Origin of the sequence: Amycolatopsis australiensis (assembly GCF_900119165.1) — a bacterium.
Lineage (GTDB): Bacteria > Actinomycetota > Actinomycetes > Mycobacteriales > Pseudonocardiaceae > Amycolatopsis > Amycolatopsis australiensis.
Genome location: NZ_FPJG01000006.1, coordinates 4,587,277 through 4,600,310 on the forward strand (window position 1 = coordinate 4,587,277; position 13,034 = coordinate 4,600,310).

Genomic DNA, 13,034 nt, shown 5'->3' on the forward strand with positions numbered 1-13,034 from the left:
GATCGGCGTCCAGATAGCAACCAATCGTTCTCCAGGTTCCCGCTTGCACCCCGCGCCGCCCGCCCCCCGGGCGGCCTCCCGCAGGAAGAAAACGACATGGGTTCCTCACTTCGTCAATGGCGTCGAAGCACGCTCGCCGCGGTCGCCGCGGGTCTCGCGCTGGCCGGCTGCACGGTCGACGACGGCGCGGCTTCCGCCCCCACGGCCGCCGCGCTCACCGTCGTCCCGGCGCTGCACGACCAGCTGCCGCAGGCGGTCAAGGACGCCGGCGTCCTCCGGTTCGCCGGTGACTCCCACCCGCCGTACCGCACCGTCGGCCCGGACGGCAAGACGGTCACCGGCATCGACCACGACTTCCAGCAGGCGCTCGGCCAGATCCTGGGCGTACGCACCGAAACGACCATCGTCAGCGGGCTCCCGGCCGCGCTGCAGGGCATGCTCAGCGGCCGGTACGACGCGTTCAACGGGCCCGTCAAGGCCACCGCCGAACGCGAGAAGCAGTTCGACACCGTCACGTGGATGACCACCCGGACCTCCTACGTCGTGCCCACCGGCTCGGCCGCCGGCATCAAGCAGGCCGCCGACCTGTGCGGCAAGCGCGTCGCGGTGGTCACCGCGAGCGTCGTGGAAGACCAGCTGGGCAAGCTGTCCGCGTTCTGTGAGCGTGAACATCGAGGTGCGGTGCAGGTGGTCGGGCTCGACGACACGAACGCCACGCTGCTGGCCGCGAAGTCCGGTCGCGCCGAGGCCGCCGGCATGACCCAGGCCGCCGCGATCGACGTCACCACCCAGCAGAAGGGGCAGTACGAGTACGTGACGCAGACCGAGGAGCAAGGAGCCACAAAGGACAACCTGGCGCTCTACACGCCGAAGTCCGCCAAGCTCGGCCCGGTGCTGCAGAAGGCGTTCGAGGAACTGTTCCGCAACGGCACCTACGCCCGGATCATGCACCAGTGGGGCCTGGACGAGGTCACGGTCCCGCAGCCGCTGTTCGACGTGGCGTCCGCGAAATGACCGCGATGTCCACAGTGGAGGAGACGACGACCGCCCGCGACGACGTCGCCGGGTCCCGCGCCCGGATCCGGCCGCTGCGCTGGCTGTCCGTGCTCGTGCTGGCGGTGCTCGCCGCGCAGCTGGCCGTGTTCCTGATCGGCAATTCCCGGTTCCAGTGGGACGTCGTCGCGAAGTACCTCTTCGAGAAGAGCGTGCTGGCGGGCCTCGGCACGACCGTGCTGCTCGCGGTCGCGGCCATGGTGCTCGGCTCGCTGGCCGGCGGCGTGGTCGCCGCGATGCAGCTGAGCGCGTTCGGCCCCGCGCGGTGGGTCGCGACGCTGTGGGTGGGCCTGTTCCGCGGCATCCCGCCGCTGGTGCAGCTGATCTTCTGGTTCAACCTCGCCTACCTGCTGCCGAAGCTGTCGATCGGCATCCCGTTCGGCCCGGTCTTCGGCACCTGGGACGCCAACACCGTCATCACGCCGCTGACCGCCGCGGTGATCGGCCTGTCGCTGGTCGAATCGGCGTACCTGGCGGAGATCTTCCGCGCCGGGGTGGCGTCGGTCGACCCCGGCCAGCGCGACGCGGCCCGCGCGATGGGCTACCCACCGGCGCAGACGCTGCTGCGGATCGTCCTGCCGCAGGCGATGCGGGTGATCATCCCGCCCGCCGGGAGCCAATTCATCAACGTGCTCAAGGGCACCGCGCTCGTGTCGGTCATCGCGATGTCGGACCTGCTGCACTCGGTGCAGGTGATCTACAACCGCACCTACGAGATCGTGCCGATGCTGCTGGTCGCCTGCTTCTGGTACCTCGTCGTGGTCACCGTCCTGACGGCCGGGCAGCGCCGGCTGGAACGCCGCTTCTCGCGCGGGCACCGGAGCAGCCGATGAGCGCGCCGGTGCTGCGGATCAGCGACGTCCGCAAGGAGTTCGGGACGGTGACCGCGCTGGACGGGGTCAGCCTCGACGTGCACGAGGGGGAGACGGTCGTGGTGATCGGGCCGTCCGGGTCCGGCAAGTCGACGCTCGTGCGCTGCGCCCACCAGCTGGAGTCCATCGACGGCGGCGCGATGTACCTCGACGGCGAGCTGCTCGGGCACCGGCGCTCGCCCGGCGGCCTGCGCGCGCTGAGCGAACGGAAGATCGCCGCCCAGCGGCGCCGGATGAGCATGGTGTTCCAGCAGTTCAACCTGTTCCCGCAGTTCACCGTGCTGCGGAACGTGACCGACGCGGCGGTCCGCGTGCACGGCCGCGAGCGGTCCGCAGTGGAGGCCGAAGCGCGGGAGCTGCTGGCGCGCATCGGCCTGGCCGGCCGCGAGGACCACTACCCGCGCCAGCTGTCGGGCGGGCAGCAGCAGCGGGTCGCCATCGCCCGCGCCGTGCTGGTCCGGCCGCGGATCATGCTGTTCGACGAGCCGACGAGCGCGCTCGATCCCGAGCTGGTCGAAGAGGTCCTGGCCGTGCTGCGCGACCTCGCCGCGGCGGGCACCACGATGGTCGTGGTCACCCACGAGATGGCCTTCGCGCGCGAGGCGGCCGACCGGTGCGTGTTCATGGAGGCGGGCCGGATCGTCGAGGAAGGCGCGCCGGACGAGCTGTTCGCCCGGCCGCGCACCGACCGGCTGCGGGCCTTCCTCTCCCGTCATCTGTCCGAAAAGGAGGGTGTTTCGTGATCACCGTCGGCGCCGTCGGCGACCTCATCCTGGACGAGCCGGACCCGGCGTCCTTCCTCGCCCCGGCCGCGCCGCTGCTGCGCGGGCTGGACCTGGCCATCGGCCACGTCGAAGTCCCGCACTCGACGACGACGGTCCAGCGCAGCACCGACGTCCCCGCCCCGCCGGCGGACCCGGCCGCGCTGAAGGCGGTGGCCGGCGCCGGATTCGCCGTCGTCACGCTGGCGGGCAACCACATCTGCGACGCGGGCGACGAAGGCCTCGCCGACACGATCGCGCACGCCCGCGCCGCCGGGATGGCGACGGCCGGGGCCGGCCCGGACCTCGCCGAGGCCCGGCGCCCGGCGATCGCCGAACGCGGCGGGCTGCGGATCGGGGTGCTGTCGTACAACTGCGTCGGCCCGCGCGACTCGTGGGCCACCTCCCGCAAGCCCGGCTGCGCCTACGTGCACGTGCTCACCCACTACGAGCTGGACCACGCCAGCCCGGGCGGCCCGCCGAAGATCTACACCTTCGCCGACCCGGACAGCGTCGAGGCGATGGCCGACGACGTGCGCCGGCTGCGGGAAGCGGCCGACGTCGTGCTCGTGTCGCTGCACAAGGGTGTCGGGCACACCCCGGCTGTCGTGGCGATGTACGAAAGCCCGGTCGCCCGCGCCGCGATCGGCGCCGGCGCCGACGCGGTGTTCTCCCACCACGCGCACATCATGCGCGGCATCGAAGTCCACCGGGGACGGCCGATCTTCCACGGGCTGGGCAACTTCGCCACCGTCACCCACGCCCTGACGCCGGGCGCGGGCGCCGGCGCGGACGAGCTGCGCGTGTGGGCCGAACGGCGGACGAAGCTCTACGGCTTCGCGCCCGACCCGGACATGCCGTTCTTCCCGTTCCACCCCGAAAGCCGCAACACCGCCATCGCCTTCTGCCGCTTCGACGAGACCGGGCTGCGCGAAGCCGGGTTTGTCCCGTGCTGGATCGACGACCGCGGCCGTCCGGTGCCGGTCGGTGGCACCGAGCGCGGCGAAGCCGTCACGAACTACGTCGAGCAGATCACCCGCGGGGCCCGGCTCAACGGCCGGTTCACCGCCCGCGGCCGCGAAGTGCTCGTCGATCTCACCGAGGGGGTTCCCGCATGACCGACCAGCCACTGGCCGGCCGCACCGTCATCGACCTGACCACCGCGCTCGCCGGGCCGTACGCGACGCTGCTGCTCGCCGGGCTCGGCGCGACCGTGATCAAGGTGGAAAACCCCGCCACCGGCGGGGATTCCTCCCGCAACAACGCGCCGTACGTCGGCCGCGACGGGCTGAACCTCGCCCGGCGGCACGAAGACGACCTCTCGGTGTCGATGCTGCTGCGCGGCCGCAACAAGCTCAGCGTCACGCTCGACCTGAAGAACCCGCGCTCGCACGCCGTGTTCACCGACCTGGTCCGCGACGCCGACGTGCTGGTGGAGAACTACAGCCCGGGCGTCACCGGGCGGCTCGGCATCTCCTACGACCGGGTCCGCGAGATCAACCCCCGGCTCGTCTACACCTCGATCAGCGGCTTCGGCGCCCAGGGCGGGCCGGGGTCCGGCAAGGCGATGGACTCGATCATCCAGGCGCTGAGCGGCGTGATGATGACCGCCGGCGAGCCCGACGAGGGCCCGGTCCGGTTCGGCCTGCCGATCGGCGACCTGCTCGCGCCGCTGTTCGCCGTCGTCGGCACGGTGTCGGCGCTGCTGCAGGCCGAGCACACCGGCGAGGGCCAGCACGTGGACGTGTCGATGCTCGGCGCGCTGACCTCGCTGGTGGCGTGCGAGCCGTTCGACGCCTTCGAAGCGGTCGGCCTGCCGCAGCGCACCGGGTCGATGGTGCCGCGGCTGGCGCCGTTCGGGATCCTGCCCGCCGCCGACGGGTACGTCGCGCTCTGCGCGCCGACCGACGCGTTCGCCCACGGCGTCCTCCGGGCCATCGGGCGCCCCGAGCTGGCCGATGACGACCGCTACCGCACGCGTGACCAGCGGGTCCGCGCGGCCGACGAGCTGCACGGGCTCATCCGCGAGTGGTGCCGGGCCCGGCCGCTGTCGGAGATCCTCGCCGCCTTCACCGCCGAAGGCGTTCCGGCGGCGGAGGTCCGGGAACCGCGTGACGCCGTCCGTGACCCGCTGGTCCTGGCGCGGGAGGAGGTCGTGCCGCTGCGGCACCCGCGCCACGGCGCGGTGGCCGATCTGGCCGGGACCGGCGTGCCGATCCGGTTCTCCGCCGCGCGCGTCTCGCTCGAACGGCCCGCGCCCGCGCTCGGCGAGCACAACGAGCACGTCTACCGCGAACTGCTCGGCTACAGCGAAGAGCAGCTGGCGGAACTGGTGGCGGAGGCCGTGATTTGAGCGCCGGGCATCCCACGATCGGGTACGTCGGCGCCGACGTCCCGGTCGAGCTGATCACCGCGGCGGGGCTGCGGCCACTGCGGCTGGCCGGAAAGCCCGGCGCCGGCAGCGAACCGGGCGACCGCTACCTGGGCCGCGGCGTGGACCCCGTCGCCCGCTCGGTCCTGACGCGGATCCTCGCCGGGGACTACGGGCCGCTGGAAGCCATCGTGGTCTCCCGCGACTGCGAGGCGTCGCTGCGGTTGTTCTACGCCCTGCGCGAGCTGCACCGGGTCGAGCCGGAGCTGCGGCTGCCGCCGGTGCGGCTGGTGGACGTCCTGCACCTGCCGCACCACACGACCACCCGGTACGTCCACGCGAAGATCGCGCAGCTGCGCGCGTGGCTGGGCCGGTGGCGGCCGATCGGCGACGACGACCTCGCCGCGGCCGTCACCGCGCACGACACGCTGCGGCGGTCGCTCGGCAGGCTCGCCGCGCTGCGCCGGGCCAACCGGCTGAGCGGCACCCGGTTTCTCGAGGTCGTCGCCGCGACCACCACGCTGCCGGTCACCGACGCCACGGCGCTCGTCGACCGCCTGCTGGCCGAAGCGGCCGACCTGCCGGCGGCCGGCGGGACGCGGCTGTTCCTGACCGGGAGTTCCCACGACTGCCCGGGCGTGTACGAAACGTTGGAGCGCAACGGTTTCCTCGTCGTGGGCGAGGACCACGACTGGGGCGAGCTGCTGTTCGCGCGCACCTGCGCGGAGCCGACGGAACTCGCGCTGGCCGAGCGCTACCAGCACAACGGCCCGGCCGCGCCCCGCGCGTCCATCCGGCAGCGCGCCGCCCACACCGCCGCGGCCGCCCGCGCTTGCGGAGCGGAGGTCTTGTTCTCCTACGCGCGCGTCCACGACGACGCGCCACCGTGGGACTTCCCGGCGCAGCGGGCCGCGACCGGGCTGCCGGCGGTGCTGGCGGAGCACCAGCCGTACGGCGAGCTGACCGCCGAAGCGCTGGCGGCGCTCGTCCCGGCGGGAGCCGTGGCATGACCGGGCGGCTGGCGTCGGCGACCACCGCGACCGCCCACCAGCGCGCGTGGTTCGCCCGGATGCGGGAGGAGGTCGCCGCCGGGGCACCGCTCGCGCTGGTCAACGCGGACGCGCCCCAGGAGGTCTTCCGCGCGATGGGGATCCCGTACGTCGTCAACCAGTGGTGGGCCTCGATCGTCGCGGCGAAACGCCGGACCCAGCGCTACCTGGGCCTGCTGCGCGCACGCGGCTACCCCGACTACGTCGAGCAGTACAGCGCGACGTCGCTGGCGTCGGCGTTCGAAGACGATCCCGGTCAGGCGCCGTGGGGCGGCCTGCCGAAGCCGTCGATCGTGCTCGGCGAGACCACCGGCGACGCCGCCCGCAAGATCTTCGACGTCTGGGCCGCGCAGCCCGGCGTGACGTACTACCCCTTGGAGAGCGCGGCGGAGAACGCCGTGCCCGAGCGGTGGTGGGAGCTCATGCCGCACCGCTGGGAGGAGGCGATCGGCCGCGACCGGCTCGACCTGCTGACCGGCGAGCTGACCGGGCTGATCCGGTTCCTCGAGCAGACCACCGGCCGGGTGTTCTCCGAGACGCGGTTCCGGCACGTCATGGCGCTGGTCAACGAGCAGCAGGAGTGGAACCGGCGCACCCGCGACCTCATCGCCGCCGCCCGGCCGTGCCCGATCGCGGTCACCGACGGCATCCCGAGCGTCATGGTGCCCCAGTGGCACCGCGGCACGGAGTGGGCCCGCGACGCCGCCCGCGCGTTCCACGACGAGGTGCGCGAGCGGATCGGCGCCGGTGTCGCCGTCTGCCCGGACGAACGCCTGCGGCTGATGTGGATCGGCCGCGGGCTGTGGTTCGACCTGGACTTCTACCAGCGGTTCCAGCGCTCGCACGGCGCGGTGTTCGTCTGGTCGATGTACCTGGCCATCGCCGCCGACGGCTACCTGCGCTACGGCGACGATCCGCTGCGCGCGCTGGCCGCCCGCTTCGCCGCCTTCGGCGACCAGCTCTACACGCCGCCGTGGTCGGCCGAGTGGTACGTCAAGGAAGCCCGCCACCACGGCGTCGACGGGGTGGTGCACCTCGTTTCCGACGACGCCCGCGGCAGCTACTTCACCACCCGCGCCCTGCGGGCCGCGGGCATCCCGGTGCTGGAACTGCACGCCGACAACGTCGACGCGCGCACCGGGGCCGATCTCACCGCGCGGATGAGCGCGTGGCTCGACGAACTGACCTGACCGTCCAGAAAGGACTCTCGATGGGCAAGGCTTTCCGCACCCCGGCTCTGGTCGCCGCGGCGACCGCCCTCGTCGCCGTGACCGCGGCGCTCGTTCCCGGCGCGCACGGCACCGGCACCGACGTCGCCGCGGCGGCCGCGCCGGCTCCGCCCGCGGCCGCGGTGTTCCACCCCGTGGTCCGCGAAGCCGCGGCCCGGACGGGGGACTACGCCGCCGAGTACACCGTCTACCGGCCCGCGGACCTGGACCAGCTGCGCGACCGGCTGCCGGTCGTGGTGTTCGGCAACGGCGCGTGCCGCCACGTCAGCAACGACGAGCTGCTGACGCTGGAGACGCTGCTCGCCGCGCACGGGTTCGCCGTCGTGGCCGTCGGCGGGTTCGCCGAGCCTGCGCTGACCGAGAACGGCAGCCCGGAGCCGTCGGTCATCACCGACGCGATCACCTGGGCCGAGCGGGAGAACGGCCGCCGGGGCAGTGCCCTGCGGGACCGGCTCGACACCCGGCGGATCGGGGTCGCCGGCCACTCGTGCGGCGGCATCGAAGCGCTCGTCGCCGGCGCGGATCCCCGGGTGAAGTCGGTGCTCTCGCTCGACAGCGGGTTCTTCGCCGACGGCACCCTCGGCTACGGCCGCGAGAACCTGCGCAACCTGCACACACCGGCGATGTTCGTCGACGGCGGCCCGAACGACGTCGCCTACCCCAACAGCGGCGCCAACTACGACCTCGTCACCGTTCCCGCCGTCCGGGCCACCAATCCGGCCGCGGGCCACACCGGCTTCGTCTACGGGCAGCGCGACGGCAACCCCGACCCGAGCGTCCGCGAGGAAGCCGTGCGCGTCCTGGTCAACTGGTTCGACTTCACCCTCAACGGCAGCCGCTCGGCGCGCGGCTACCTCCTCGGCGCGGAATGCGGCCTGTGCACGACACCGGGCTGGACCGTCACCAGCAAGAACTTCTGACAGGAGCACGACATGCGGAACAGATTCCTGGGCGGCCTGGCCGTGGCCACCGTGCTGGCCGCCGGGCTCCCCGCGACCGCCCACGCGGCGGAGGCCGGGAAGCCGTGCCCGGCCCCGCTCACGGCCGCGCGGTGCGCGGACGGGCAGCTGACCGACGGCACGCCGTACGCCTTCGCCAAGCCTGCCCGGTGGAACGGTGCCGTGCTGGTGGACCTCGACTTCGCCGCGGGTGGTCTCACCAGCCCGCTGACGGCGAGCCTGCTGGACCACGGCTACGCGGTGGGCGGCACCACGCGCACGATCAGCAGCTGGAACATCGCGCGGGCCATCGACAACCAGGCCGAGGCGCTCGGCCGCTTCGAAACCGCGTTCGGCCGGGCCCGGTACCCGATCGCCGAGGGCCGCTCGATGGGCGGCATGGTCGCCGCCGGGGTGGCCCAGACCTACCCCGGCCGGTTCGCCGCGGCCGTGCCGATGTGCGGCGGCCTCGGCGGCTCGGTGGGCCAGTGGAATCAGAAGCTCGACACCGTCTTCACGCTGAAGACCCTGCTGTTCGGTGACACGGCGCTGCCCGTGACCGGCATGCCCGCCGACGTCCCCGGAACGCAGGCGAAGTGGATTTCGGCGGTGGCGTCGGCCCAGTCGACCCCCGCGGGCAAGGCGCGGATCGCGCTCGCGGCGGCGATCGGCCAGCTGCCGGGCTGGGGCCTGGCCGCCGACGGCTCGCCGACCCCGGTCCCGGCCGACCGCGACGTCGACGGCGTCGAGCACGGGATGTTCCTGGCGCTGGCGGGTGGCCCGCTGCCGTACCTGGGCCAGGCGGTCAGCAGCAGGCGGACGATCGAGCAGCTGGCGGGCGGGAATCCGTCCTGGAACACCGGAGTCGACTACGCGCGCCAGCTCGCGAAGGCGGCACCCAGCGCACAGGACGCCGTGCGGCGGCTGTACGAGCGCGCCGGGCTCGACCTGCGTGCCGACCTCGGTGTGCTGGCCGCCGCACCGCGCGTGCCGGCCGACCCGGCCGCGGTGGCCTACCTGGCCCGCGGGATCGTGTTCACCGGCGACCTGCGGATCCCGGTGCTGACGGTCAACGGCACCGGTGACCAGATCTCGACCGTGGCCCAGCAGCAGTCCTACGGCGCGCTGGCCCGCCAGGCGGGCAACGCGTCCCTGCTCCGGCAGACGTACGTGCAGACGGCCGGCCACTGCACGTACACGACCGGAGAGCAGCAGGCGGCCGTCGACCGGATGCTGGCCCGCCTGCGCACCGGCCACTGGCCGGACACGGCGCCGGCCACGATGAACCACCTGGCGGCGGCCGTGGACGGCACCCCCGGCCGGTACCTGAGCTACACCCCGCCGCAGTTCAACCGGCCGTACCCGGCCGGCCGCTGACCCGGCCCGCTGTCGCGGTGGCCCGCCGTGCCGCCGGCACCCCTCGTGCCGGCGGCACGGCGACCCGGTCAGCTCGCGGAACAGGCCGACGTGATGCCGTCGGCGCTGCCGGTGCCCTGGAAGCCGAACTCGGTGTACCGCCCGGCCGGGACCGCGCCGTTGTACGACACGTTGGTCCACGTCACCGCGCCGGAAGTGCCGCTGTGGCCGGCGTTCCAGCCGTTGGCGACGGCCGCTCCCGCGGGCAGGGTCGTCGTCACCGACCAGCCGGACAGCGCCGTGGACCCGGCGGTGACCCGCACGGTCGCCACGAAACCGCCGTTCCACGAGTCGAGCGACACCGAGCTGGTGCACCCGCCCTGGCCCGGCGGAGTCGTCGTCGTGGTGGGAGCGGTCGTGGTGGTCGGCGTGGTCGTGGTCGTCGGCGTGGTGGTCGTGCCGCCGGCGTTGAGGGCGTCGAGGACGCTCGTGTAGGCGGGCTTCTTGTCGCCGTTGGCGTCGAACAGCAGCGGGTTCTCCCCGGTGCGCCACGAGTCGCTGTCGCGGATGCCCCAGACGGTGATGCCGGCGCAGCGTGCGACGGCCAGGCAGGCACGGGTGACGGTGCCGTACACGGCGGCCTGGTTGCTGCCGGAGATGTCCAGCTCGGTGATCTGCACTTCGACGCCGAGGTCGGCGAACCGCTGGAGATTGGCCTGGTAGTCGCTCGGCGCGGAGCCGGACAGGTGGGACTGGAAGCCGACGCAGTCGATCGGGACGCCGCGGGCCTTGAAGTCCCGGACCATGGTGTAGACGCCCGTGCTCTTGGCGTTCACGCCGTCGGTGTTGTAGTCGTTGTAGCAGAGCTTCGCGCCGGGGTCGGCGGCCCGCGCGGCGCGGAAGGCGGCTTCGATCCAGTCGTCGCCGGTGCGCTGCAGGTCGGAGTCGCGCCGTCCGCCGCTGCCGCCGTCGGCGAACGCCTCGTTGACCACGTCCCACGCGTAGATCTGGCCGCGGTAGTGGGTGGCGACCTGCGTGACGTGGTTGATCGCGGCCTGGCGCAACGCCGAGCCGCTCAGGCCCTGGACCCAGCCCGGCTGCTGCTGGTGCCACAGCAGCGCGTGCCCGCGCACCCGCTTGCCGGTGCTCACCGCCTGGTTGAGGATCCGGTCGCCGCCGCTGTAGCTGAACTGGTTCTGGCTGGGCTCGGTGGCGTCCCACTTCATCTCGTTTTCCGGGGTCACCATGGTGAACTCCCGGTTCAGGATGCCGACGTAGGTGGCGTCGCCGAGCTTGCCGGCCGAGACGGCGGTGCCGAAGTACCGGCCCGTCTGGGCGGCCGACGCGCCGAGCGTCGTGGCCGCGCCGGCGGAGGTGGCGAGCAGCAGCGACGCCCCGAGCGACGCCGCCAGCAGCGTCGAAGCGAGCGCGGCGCGGGACAAGGACCGCGATGTCATCCTCATGGTCACACCTTCGATTCGTGGGGAGGGGAGGCGCCGTCAGGGGCTGGCGCAGGTGGCCGCGGGCAGGCTCGCGGCGCCCGGTCCGGCGACCAGGAAGCCGAAGGTCGTCGACGCGCCGGCGCCGAGCGCGCCGTTGTAGACGGCGTTGCGCACGGTCACCGGGCCCATGCCGGTCGCCGTGCCGCTCCAGATCTGCGTGACGGCCTGGCCACTGGGCGGGGTGAAGCGGACCGTCCAGCCGTCGAGGGCGGTGCGCCCGGTGGCGGCGACCGTCACCTCGCCCGGGAATCCGCCGTTCCAGCTGCCCACCACGCGCGGGGTCGCGGTGCACGTGCCGTCGCCCGCCGGGGGCTGCGGGTCGCCGCCGATGCTGCCGGGCACGGCCTGCAGTGCCCGGTACCGGGTCGCGGCCATCTCGCGGTAGCCCGCCGCGTCGGGGTGGATGCCGTCGGGCAGGTCCGGAATCGCGACGGCGGGGTACATGCCGACCGGGTGCACGTGCTTGCCCGCCGCGGCCTTGGCGCGGATGTCGGGCGCGATGGCCGCGTCGAAGGTGCGGACCGCCTGGTCGGCGAACCGGATGGTGGCGACGAAGACGTCGGCGTCCGGCGCCTGGGCGGTGATCCGGTCGACCAGGGCCGGCAGCCGCCGCGGCGCGCCGGCCGGGTCGCTGCCGTACATGTCGTTCGTGCCGATGTGGAGCAGGATCGTGCGGGGGCGGTAGGTGGCCAGCCGGCCGGTGACGTTCGCGTCGATCTGCGCGATGGTCCAGCCGGGGTGTCCTTCGTGCTCGCGGTCGGGCATGCCGGCCGGCCCGTCGGTCATCGAGCCGACGAAGTCGACGGCGCGGCCGTCGGCACGCAGCTTCGCGCCGAGGTCGAGGCGGTAGCCGCCGGTCGTGCCGCCCTGGGTGATCGAGTCGCCCAGCGGCATGATCCGCACCGGCTCGGGCGCGGCGGCGGCCGGGCCGGGGGACGCCGCCGTGGCCGGGCCGGCACCGAGCGCCGCGCAGGCTGCCGCCAGCACGCCGGCGACCGCCTTGAGCAGGTTCATGACGTCCCTCGTTACCGCTAACACTGCCCCGGAAGGCGGCGCAGGGAGCGCCCTGCGCCGCCGTCACGGCGTCAGTTGACGGAGGCGGAGAACGAGTTGACCGCCAGGCCGACGCCGCCGCTCCACGGCTCGAACCCGGCCTGGATGCTGGTCAGGTACCACGAGCGGTCCACCCGGGTGCGGGCGTCGACGTCGTTGACGAAGTCCATGACGTTGAACGACCAGCCCGCGATCGGCGACTGGGCGACGTAGGACAGCACGTCGTTGCCGCCGTTGTTGCCCTGCCAGACGTCCCACGTCCGGCCGCCGATGCTGGTGGTGCCGACCCGGCCGCCGACCGGCTGCACGTTGCCCGTGTGGTTGAACCAGATCATCAGTTCCATCTGGTTGACGCCGGTCCGCTTCGCGGTCGGGTCCATCCAGATGTCGTAGGAGGCGTCGAAGACCGAGCCGCCGACGTAGGTGTAGGAGATCGACGACGGCGCGCTGCCGATCTGGCTCAGCTGCCGCGGCAGGTTCGTGCCGGGCGAGCAGTTGCCGTAGTGGCACCCGACGTAGATCGCGGGGTAGGACAGCGGGGCGCCACCACTGGTGGAGCCCTGCTGGGTCTGGATCCGGAATCCGCTGCTCGTGACGTTGATGCACTGCTGGGCGCTGCTGCCCCAGCGGTTGTTCATGACGACGTACCGGCCGCCGATGGTGGTCGAGCCGTACTGGTCGCAGATGAGCGTGTCCGCGTGCGCGGCCGGTGCCGCGCCGACGGCCGGAGCCACCAGCCCGGCCGCGATCAGGGCCACCGCGGACAAGGCGTGCTTCAGTTTCACGTGCCGCCTCCACATCGTTGTGTCGGAAGCGCTCTGGGAGCGCTCTCAGGTCGGACAGCATCCGA

Annotated in this window: 12 protein-coding genes; 9 read left to right on the plus strand and 3 right to left on the minus strand. The window is 73.2% G+C overall.

Features of this window, described 5'->3' with window-relative positions:
* Positions 1-96 precede the first annotated feature (96 nt).
* Genes BT341_RS22735 through BT341_RS22775 form a run of 9 tightly spaced genes read left to right on the plus strand, consistent with a single transcriptional unit; the run spans position 97 to position 9,650 of the window.
* On the plus strand, positions 97-1,014 hold the full coding sequence (locus BT341_RS22735; RefSeq protein ID WP_072478206.1) for a transporter substrate-binding domain-containing protein: 918 nt from the start codon (positions 97-99) through the stop codon (positions 1,012-1,014).
* The gene (locus tag BT341_RS22740) at positions 1,011-1,886 is read left to right on the plus strand and encodes an amino acid ABC transporter permease (protein WP_425426399.1); all 876 of its coding nucleotides are present in this window, start codon (positions 1,011-1,013) and stop codon (positions 1,884-1,886) included. Before BT341_RS22735 ends, BT341_RS22740 begins: the two co-directional genes overlap by 4 nt.
* Entirely contained in the window at positions 1,883-2,668 is a 786-nt protein-coding gene (locus tag BT341_RS22745) for an amino acid ABC transporter ATP-binding protein (protein WP_072478207.1), read from the plus strand. The genes BT341_RS22740 and BT341_RS22745 overlap by 4 nt, the downstream gene beginning before the upstream one ends.
* Positions 2,665-3,804, plus strand: a complete 1,140-nt coding sequence (locus BT341_RS22750) for a CapA family protein (RefSeq protein WP_072478208.1) — start codon at positions 2,665-2,667, stop codon at positions 3,802-3,804. The genes BT341_RS22745 and BT341_RS22750 overlap by 4 nt, the downstream gene beginning before the upstream one ends.
* Positions 3,801-5,039 (plus strand): CaiB/BaiF CoA transferase family protein, encoded by a 1,239-nt coding sequence (locus BT341_RS22755; protein WP_072478209.1) that lies wholly within the window; start codon positions 3,801-3,803, stop codon positions 5,037-5,039. Before BT341_RS22750 ends, BT341_RS22755 begins: the two co-directional genes overlap by 4 nt.
* Positions 5,036-6,067 carry a 2-hydroxyacyl-CoA dehydratase family protein gene (locus BT341_RS22760; protein WP_072478210.1) on the plus strand — a complete coding sequence of 344 codons (1,032 nt, stop codon included), beginning with the start codon at positions 5,036-5,038 and terminating at the stop codon, positions 6,065-6,067. Before BT341_RS22755 ends, BT341_RS22760 begins: the two co-directional genes overlap by 4 nt.
* Positions 6,064-7,296, plus strand: coding sequence for a 2-hydroxyacyl-CoA dehydratase family protein (locus tag BT341_RS22765; RefSeq protein ID WP_072478211.1), 1,233 nt, complete (start codon positions 6,064-6,066; stop codon positions 7,294-7,296). Before BT341_RS22760 ends, BT341_RS22765 begins: the two co-directional genes overlap by 4 nt.
* Positions 7,297-7,316: 20 nt before the next feature.
* On the plus strand, positions 7,317-8,255 hold the full coding sequence (locus BT341_RS22770; protein ID WP_072478212.1) for a poly(ethylene terephthalate) hydrolase family protein: 939 nt from the start codon (positions 7,317-7,319) through the stop codon (positions 8,253-8,255).
* Between the two features lie 12 nt (positions 8,256-8,267).
* Complete coding sequence (locus BT341_RS22775) at positions 8,268-9,650, plus strand: hypothetical protein (RefSeq protein ID WP_072478213.1); 1,383 nt, start codon at positions 8,268-8,270, stop codon at positions 9,648-9,650.
* A 68-nt stretch (positions 9,651-9,718) separates the two neighbouring features.
* On the opposite strand, the gene BT341_RS22780 is transcribed toward BT341_RS22775, so the two are convergent.
* The 3 genes from BT341_RS22780 to BT341_RS22790 all read right to left on the minus strand — a co-directional run bounded on the left by BT341_RS22780 (position 9,719) and on the right by BT341_RS22790 (position 12,969).
* Positions 9,719-11,092 carry a glycoside hydrolase family 10 protein gene (locus BT341_RS22780; protein WP_177328882.1) on the minus strand — a complete coding sequence of 458 codons (1,374 nt, stop codon included), beginning with the start codon at positions 11,090-11,092 and terminating at the stop codon, positions 9,719-9,721.
* A 36-nt stretch (positions 11,093-11,128) separates the two neighbouring features.
* Positions 11,129-12,145, minus strand: a complete 1,017-nt coding sequence (locus BT341_RS22785; protein ID WP_072478215.1) for a cellulose binding domain-containing protein — start codon at positions 12,143-12,145, stop codon at positions 11,129-11,131.
* Positions 12,146-12,216: 71 nt separating this feature from the next.
* Complete coding sequence (locus BT341_RS22790; protein ID WP_245805067.1) at positions 12,217-12,969, minus strand: GH12 family glycosyl hydrolase domain-containing protein; 753 nt, start codon at positions 12,967-12,969, stop codon at positions 12,217-12,219.
* Positions 12,970-13,034: the final 65 nt, after the last annotated feature.

What these genes read in the sequence shown, in the direction of transcription:
- BT341_RS22735 (WP_072478206.1), top strand. Translation starts at nt 97, where the DNA reads ATGGGTTCCTCACTTCGTCAATGGCGTCGAAGCACGCTCGCCGCGGTC.
- BT341_RS22740 (WP_425426399.1), top strand. Translation starts at nt 1,011, where the DNA reads ATGACCGCGATGTCCACAGTGGAGGAGACGACGACCGCCCGCGACGAC.
- BT341_RS22745 (WP_072478207.1), top strand. Translation starts at nt 1,883, where the DNA reads ATGAGCGCGCCGGTGCTGCGGATCAGCGACGTCCGCAAGGAGTTCGGG.
- BT341_RS22755 (WP_072478209.1), top strand. Translation starts at nt 3,801, where the DNA reads ATGACCGACCAGCCACTGGCCGGCCGCACCGTCATCGACCTGACCACC.
- BT341_RS22765 (WP_072478211.1), top strand. Translation starts at nt 6,064, where the DNA reads ATGACCGGGCGGCTGGCGTCGGCGACCACCGCGACCGCCCACCAGCGC.
- BT341_RS22770 (WP_072478212.1), top strand. Translation starts at nt 7,317, where the DNA reads ATGGGCAAGGCTTTCCGCACCCCGGCTCTGGTCGCCGCGGCGACCGCC.
- BT341_RS22775 (WP_072478213.1), top strand. Translation starts at nt 8,268, where the DNA reads ATGCGGAACAGATTCCTGGGCGGCCTGGCCGTGGCCACCGTGCTGGCC.
- BT341_RS22780 (WP_177328882.1), bottom strand. Translation starts at nt 11,092, where the DNA reads ATGAGGATGACATCGCGGTCCTTGTCCCGCGCCGCGCTCGCTTCGACG.
- BT341_RS22785 (WP_072478215.1), bottom strand. Translation starts at nt 12,145, where the DNA reads ATGAACCTGCTCAAGGCGGTCGCCGGCGTGCTGGCGGCAGCCTGCGCG.